We start from the raw sequence: 4,910 nt of genomic DNA on the forward strand, positions 1-4,910 counted from the left end.
CGACCTTGAGGTGGCGTTCGATAATGGCTGGCTAGCGGATCGGTTTAGCAGTCCTTCTTTCAGACGCCTCAAGCTTTGCGTTGCATGCATGGCTCGCATGCGCCAGTCCCTCTCGCTGACGGCTCAAAGACATCATACATACAGCGGTGCACAATCTGAGGGAAAGACCATGAGCAAGATCATTCGCAGCACCGGGATCGGTGAATTCTTCAACATGATGGGCAGCGCGATCAATGCCGCCGCCGCCCTGGAGACGGGCCGCCGACCGAATGCGCGCGATCTGCGCCGGCTTGGCATCGATCCGATGCGGTTCAACAACGTCAGGTAGTCCTGAGGCGGTTGCCTCGGAGCGTATCCGACAAATCCAAGTTCTCTTTTCGGCGTTGGCCGGCCCGTTCAGGGCCGGCTTTGTTTTATCCGGCCGTAGTTTGAACTATCGCGATACGCTCGGCCGAACCGAACGATGAGTCGCGATCGCTTACAGCCGCCGTTCCGACGCTGAATTTTCTCCGCCACTCAAGCCCGGTCCACTCCTCCCGCCCGCCACCTGACCCGGAGAGTTGTAGGTGTCCAGATGTCGCATTGACATTTCTCGCTTTGCTGGAATTATGTATGCCACAAATACGCGCTAATAGCCGAAGTGAGAAGGCCCTGAAAACTGCTTCATCAAAGGAGCCAAAGGGCACCGAAAAGGGGAATGAGAACGGGCAGGTTCCTTGCCGCAAAGGTGGAACCGCCATTGAAAGCTGGAGGAGGAAGGATGAAGATCTGCATCTTTGGCGCCGGCGCCATCGGCGGTTACATGGCAGTGATGCTGAAGCGCGGCGGCGCCGAAGTGTCGCTGATTGCGCGGGGCGCACATCTTGGCGCCATTCAGCAGAACGGTCTCCGGCTTGTCATGGAAGGCGAGGAGATCGTGGAGCGCATGCCGGCCTCCAGCGATCCGCGTGATTTCGGTCCCCAGGATTATGTGGTTGTCGCGCTCAAGGCGCATCAGGCGTGGGATGCGGCCGAGCAAATGACACCGCTGCTGGGGCCAGGCACTGCCGTTGTCACCGCCCAGAATGGCGTCCCCTGGTGGTACTTCCATGGGCTCGGTTCGCAATTTGCGGACCTGCGCCTCGAAAGCGTCGACCCCGGCAGCCGGCAGTGGAAGGCCATCGGCCCCGAGCGCGTCATCGGCGCCACCGTCTATCCGGCAACCGAGATCACCGAACCGGGTGTCGTCCGGCATATCTACGGCAACCAGTTCGGGCTCGGCGAGCCGGACCGCAGCGACAGCGAGCGGGTGAAGCGGCTGGCGGCGGCGATGGAAGCCGGAGGCCTTAAGCCGCGTTTTTACGATGATATCCGCAATGACGTCTGGATCAAGCTCTGGGGCAATCTCTGCTTCAACCCGATCTCGGCGCTCACCGGGGCTACGTTGGATGTTGTTGCGACCGATCCGGGTACGCGAACACTCGCGCGCAACATGATGCTTGAGGCACAGGCTATCGGCGAGCAATTCGGCGCTACCTTCCGCGTGGACGTCGAGCGGCGCATTGATGGCGCGGCCGGTGTCGGCGCCCACCGCACCTCCATGCTGCAGGACGTCGACAAGGGGCGGCCGATCGAACTCGATGCGCTTTTGACCTCCGTGCAGGAAATGGGGCGTCTTGCCGGCATCGCCACGCCTTTCATCGACAGCGTCCTGGCGCTCGCCCAGCAGATGGGACGAGTGAAAGGGCTCTATCCGACATACCCCGAAGGACAGCCCGCCGCGCAGCGGTTGGCGTCCTGAGTTTCCACTTAATACTCATCCACGAAGCGGGACCGGACGATTCCGGCCCGCTCGCAGACTGCGCCGTAGCAATGAGAGCGAGATGATACGCGATCGCCGCGCAAAGATCACCGCCACGCTCGGGCCGGCAAGTTCCGACCCGCAGACGATCCGTCGTCTGTTCGAGGCCGGTGTCGATGTTTTCCGGCTGAATTTCAGCCATGGCGGACATGCGGATCACAAGGCGCGCCATGATGCGATCCGAGTGCTGGAGCGGGAAAGCGGCCGCCCGATTGCGATCCTCCAGGATCTGCAGGGGCCGAAGATCAGGCTCGGAACACTTGCAGGCGGGCGTGCCCTGCAACGTGGCGATCGTGTGCGCTTCGTTCATGCGGCGGAGAGCAAGGCGCCGAAGGAATTAGGCCTGCCCCACAAGGAAGTCTTTGAAGCCGTGATGCCCGGCCACCGGTTGCTGATCGACGACGGCAAGGTGCGGCTGGTTACCGAAAGCGTCGGCGACGGCACGATCGAAGCGACCGTGACGGTCGGCGGAGCGGTAACCGACCGCAAGGGCGTCAACCTGCCCGACACGATCCTTTCGCTTTCCCCGATCACCGGGAAAGACCGCCGCGACCTCGAATTCGGTCTCGAGCTTGGCGTCGACTGGGTGGCCTTTTCTTTCATCCAGAAGCCGAGCGACGTGATCGAGGCGCTGGCGTTGGTGGACGGTCGGGCGGGCGTGATGTCGAAGATTGAAAAGCCCGCCGCGCTTCAGTCCATATCGGACATTGTCCGTCTTTCCGATGCTGTGATGGTGGCGCGGGGCGATCTGGGCGTGGAACTGCAGCCGGAAGACGTGCCGGCTATCCAGAAGGATCTGGTGCGTCTCTGCCGGCTTGCCGGGAAGCCGGTGATCGTCGCCACCCAGATGCTGGAATCCATGATTCACACTCCGACACCCACCCGCGCCGAGGCGTCCGACATCGCGACCGCGATTTATGACGGCGTGGATTCGGTCATGCTGTCGGCCGAGTCCGCCTCGGGGAGCTATCCCGTCGAGGCGGTGGAGACGATGCACAAGGTGATCGCCCGCACCGAGCAGCACGAGGCCTATGGGCAACTCCTGCATGCCCTCAGGCTCGACATGCCGAACGACCCGCAACATGCCGTGGGTGCCGCCGCGGCCGAGCTCGCAGAGAGGCTCCACGCGCGGTCGATCGTTGCCTTCACCTCGCGTGGCACGACCGCCTATCGCATCGCCCGGAACCGGCCGGAACACCCGATCGTCGGGGTGACGCCGAACGTGGAGACTGCACGGCGGCTGGCTCTTCTGTGGGGCTGTCACAGCATGACGTCGCCGGACATCCATTCACATGAAGAGATGGTCGACCAGGCTCATGTGCATATGCGGGAAGCGGGGATCGGCGGGCCGGGAGATACGGTGATCATCGTCGCCGGCGTTCCGTTCGGCCAGGCCGGATCGACCAACATTCTCAGAATCGTCATCCTGTGAGGAAGCTGATGCTGGACACGGATATGGCAGATCGGACGGCGGGGGAGAGCGAATGACGACTCCGCAGATTGTCTTCGTTCCGAAGGAAGTGGATTCGAACGAGCCGCGGGTCGCGGCTTCGCCGGATACGGTGAAGCGGATTTCCGGGCTTGGCCTCGATGTGATCGTCGAGGCGGGCGCCGGCTTGGCTTCGCGCATCACCGACGAGGAGTTCGCCAGGGCCGGCGCCACGATCGGCAAGGCGTCGGACGCGGCGAAGGCGGACGTGGTGCTCAAGGTGCGCCGCCCGGCCGAAGCCGAGCTGAAAAGCTACAAATCGGGCGCGGCCGTCATCGCCATCATGGATCCCTACGGCAACGACGCGGCGGTTGCTGCGCTCGCCAAGGCCGGCGTGACCGCCTTCGCGATGGAGTTCCTGCCGCGCATCACCCGCGCGCAGGTCATGGATGTGCTTTCCTCGCAGGCCAATCTCGCCGGCTACCAGGCCGTCATTGACGGCGCGGCCGAATATGACCGCGCGCTGCCGATGATGATGACGGCGGCCGGCACGGTGCCGGCGGCGAAGGTCTTCGTCATGGGCGTTGGCGTCGCAGGGCTGCAGGCGATCGCTACGGCGCGCCGCATGGGCGCGATCGTCACCGCCACAGACGTGCGCCCGGCCGTCAAGGAGCAGGTTGCCTCGCTCGGCGCGAAGTTCCTCGCCGTTGAGGACGAGGAGTTCAAGGCCGCCGAAACCGCCGGCGGCTACGCCAAGGAGATGTCGAAGGAATACCAGGCCAAGCAGGCGGCGCTGACAGCCGAGCACATCGCCAAGCAGGACATCGTCATCACCACTGCGCTCATTCCCGGCCGGCCGGCGCCGAAGCTGGTCTCGGCCGCCATGGTGCAATCCATGAAGCCCGGCTCGGTCATCGTCGATCTCGCGGTCGAGCGCGGCGGCAATGTCGAAGGCGCTGTCCCCGGCGCGGTGATCACGCTCGACAACGGCGTGAAGATCGTCGGCCATCTCAACGTGCCGGGCCGTGTCGCGGCGTCGGCCTCGCTGCTTTATGCGCGCAACCTGTTCGCCTTCCTCGAAACCATGGTCGACAAGGGCACGAAGCAGCTCGCGATCAATCGCGACGACGAACTGGTCAAGGCGACCATGCTGACCGATGGCGGCCGGGTGGTGCATCCGAACTTCGCTGGCAAGGAAGCGGCCGCGCCCAAGCCGATCGTTCCCGGCCAGAATCGCGGCGACGACCCTGCGGTCAAGAAGGCTGCCAAGGGCGCCGAGCCCGGCCTCGATGTCGCGCCGAAAAAGGCTGCCGCGAAGAAGCCGACGGCGCCCAAGCCGGTCGTTCCCGGCCAGAATCGTGGCGAAGATCCGGCCGCGAAGAACAGTGCCAGGAAGTCAGCCGCCAAGAAGCCGATCGTGCCCGGCAAGAACAGGGGAGACGCGTGATGGAAAAGACCGCTCTCGAACAGGCGCTCGACCAGCTCGAGCAGGCTGTCGCCACCGCGCGCGCGGCGCTTGAAAGCACCGAGGCGGCGGGTGATGCGGCCGCAGCCGCCGCCCATGTCGTCTCCGGCGGCGTGATCGATCCCTTCGTGTTCCGATTCGCGATTTTCGTGCTCGCCATCTTCGTCGGCTACTAT

4 protein-coding genes and 1 pseudogene are annotated in these 4,910 nt (G+C 64.0%); all 5 read left to right on the forward strand.

Features of this window, described 5'->3' with window-relative positions; translation table 11 throughout:
* The coding region (locus G6N73_RS36600) for a hypothetical protein (protein WP_206079258.1) at positions 1-328 on the forward strand (328 nt) is incomplete at its 5' end.
* 432 nt (positions 329-760) lie between these two features.
* A complete protein-coding gene (locus G6N73_RS34665) occupies positions 761-1,780 on the forward strand; it encodes a 2-dehydropantoate 2-reductase (RefSeq protein WP_165034391.1) in 1,020 nt (339 codons plus the stop codon).
* Between the two features lie 82 nt (positions 1,781-1,862).
* Complete coding sequence (gene pyk, locus G6N73_RS34670) at positions 1,863-3,272, forward strand: pyruvate kinase (RefSeq protein ID WP_165034392.1); 1,410 nt, start codon at positions 1,863-1,865, stop codon at positions 3,270-3,272.
* 52 nt (positions 3,273-3,324) lie between these two features.
* The gene (locus G6N73_RS34675; RefSeq protein ID WP_165034393.1) at positions 3,325-4,716 is read left to right on the forward strand and encodes a Re/Si-specific NAD(P)(+) transhydrogenase subunit alpha; all 1,392 of its coding nucleotides are present in this window, start codon (positions 3,325-3,327) and stop codon (positions 4,714-4,716) included.
* Positions 4,716-4,910 (forward strand): annotated as a pseudogene (locus G6N73_RS34680) (NAD(P) transhydrogenase subunit alpha); the annotation flags it as partial. The gene G6N73_RS34675 and the pseudogene G6N73_RS34680, both read left to right, overlap by 1 nt.

It is taken from the genome of Allomesorhizobium camelthorni, from assembly GCF_011045125.1.
Taxonomy (GTDB): domain Bacteria; phylum Pseudomonadota; class Alphaproteobacteria; order Rhizobiales; family Rhizobiaceae; genus Allomesorhizobium; species Allomesorhizobium camelthorni.